Annotated in this window: 2 protein-coding genes; one reads left to right on the plus strand and one right to left on the minus strand. The window is 58.1% G+C overall.

Annotation, left to right across the window (positions count from 1 at the left end):
- Positions 1 to 56 precede the first annotated feature (56 nt).
- On the minus strand, positions 57 to 335 hold the full coding sequence (locus ACFVXH_RS41255; RefSeq protein WP_290280303.1) for a ribbon-helix-helix protein, CopG family: 279 nt from the start codon (positions 333 to 335) through the stop codon (positions 57 to 59).
- 700 nt (positions 336 to 1,035) lie between these two features.
- Between ACFVXH_RS41255 and ACFVXH_RS41260 the strand changes: the two genes are divergently transcribed.
- Entirely contained in the window at positions 1,036 to 1,311 is a 276-nt protein-coding gene (locus ACFVXH_RS41260) for a hypothetical protein (protein ID WP_387831228.1), read from the plus strand.
- Positions 1,312 to 1,866 lie beyond the last annotated feature (555 nt).

A 1,866-nucleotide genomic window follows, 5' to 3' on the forward strand; every position in this document is an offset into this window, starting at 1 on the left:
TCTAAAAACATCATGGCTGGAGCGTCTAACAAACAGACCGTTGTTTAACTTTTCCCTCAGTCAGACTTCCGGAGCTTGCTGGCTTCGTCCATCAGCTGCTGGGTGATCTCCTCGAACGCATCCTTGATCGCTAGCTCCTCGAAATCGGCGGCAGCTTGCTCCCAGTGGATCCGTTCCAGCTCCGGCAGCGCCGCCCACAGCGCCATGCGGAGATAGGTTCCACGTGATCGCTTGGTGCGCTCGGCGAGCGCGTCCAGGCGCTCGATCAGCTCCGGCTCCAGGCGCACGGAGACCACGGGGCCGCGTCCGGCGGGGTTCTTCTGGTTGGTGGCCATGAAAAGTTTCCTCTCGCTTCGGTAGATGTAAACAATGTTTACACCGTGTCGGGGAGAGGGGTTTTTATTTTTCTCCCGGCGACTTTCGAGACGGGTCATGCCGTAAGCGAGGCGCGTGGCCACACCGCGCTCGGCGACGCAGGTGTCACTTGCTCCCCGCCCGTCAGTCGGGAAGGGGGCGCGCATAGCGCCCAGGAGCGCCGTAGGGCGCTTGAGACGGTTCGTGTGGGGACTTGGTCGCCTCCCGGGGCTTTAATCGCTTAAAAACGCGCACAGCGCATTTCTTGCCACGGGCTAGCGCGTGACCGCTGCGCGCTCACTTGCTCAGGAAGGAAAATCATCCATCGCCTAAAGCGCTTCGCGCGCTCGCCCTCTCCGAGGGGAAAACTAACCACACACCTCATGCACTAAAGTGCTGCTTCGCAGGTCAGCGCGTTTTAGCGTGCAAAAATAGTGCGGAAAACGGCGAAAACGGGGGCGCGACAATCCCCTCAGCGGCTCCCCAAAATTCACATATTCATATTTGCTACCGGCTGACTTCTTTCCCGACAGGTGGCCCCGCGAGGGCGCAGGTTGAGCCACTTTTGCGTCCCGGAGATCCTTCTAGGGCGCATTCGAGATGCGCTGCGTGACGCGCTTCGGCGGAGTGGAAGTGGTCGAAAGTCCGACATTTATAACGAACGTTCGTTATAATGGGGGCATGACTCACGGACCTTTGACCTCAGAAACCGGCGCAATCCTGAACGATCTTGGCGCAGCAGACCCTCTCGATGTGGCTGTCCGGGCACGGGAGAGTGCGCATGTTCTCTCTCAAGTCGTGGAGTTTTTAGAGCAGATCGGCCGGTCTGGGGATAGCGATTTAGACGCGGTGCATGAGCGTGATTGGCAGCTCGATGCAGACACGTTGACCTTCATTGCCCAGACGTTGGAGGGGCTGGCAGACCAGGCCGAGGCGAAGGATGCCGTGAACGAATGACGGATACGTGTGCCCAATGCGGGGGGAAAATCCCGCCCCGGCCTGACCCGCGCGGACGCAGGGCGAAGTATTGCTCGGATGCTTGTCGGGCGGCAGCTAGCCGAGAACGTGCTCGCCAGCGCCACGCCCAGGAGGTCGAAGCCGCGCGTCTCCAGGCTGAGCTGGATCTGAAAACCCCGCAGGAGACCCTGGCAGAGGTAGTCCAGGAGCTTGAGGCCACCACCCGGATCATCCAGGAGCGAGGGGAAGTACCTGCCTCACTACGCCCGATTGTTGAGGCCGCATTTGATTTGATCCATGCGTCCCAGAACCCTGTAACCGTTTCGTCGACGCCACGACGTAAAACTCGGAGAGCAGTAAGACGTAGCTTTTTATAGTTATCTGATTTAGTCGTTGTGATTGGAGGGCTAATTGGTATAAAAAACTTCATTAAAAGTCAAATGAAGAAGGGTTTTTTATTTCCTCTTCTAGACCAATTAGCTCTATTCCAAGCAGATCTCCTGCTTCAGAAACATCTACCGCCCCCGCCAGTTCCCCGTTCGCCCAAGCTAGGGG

The organism is Kitasatospora sp. NPDC058184, from assembly GCF_042883725.1.
Taxonomy (GTDB): domain Bacteria; phylum Actinomycetota; class Actinomycetes; order Streptomycetales; family Streptomycetaceae; genus Kitasatospora.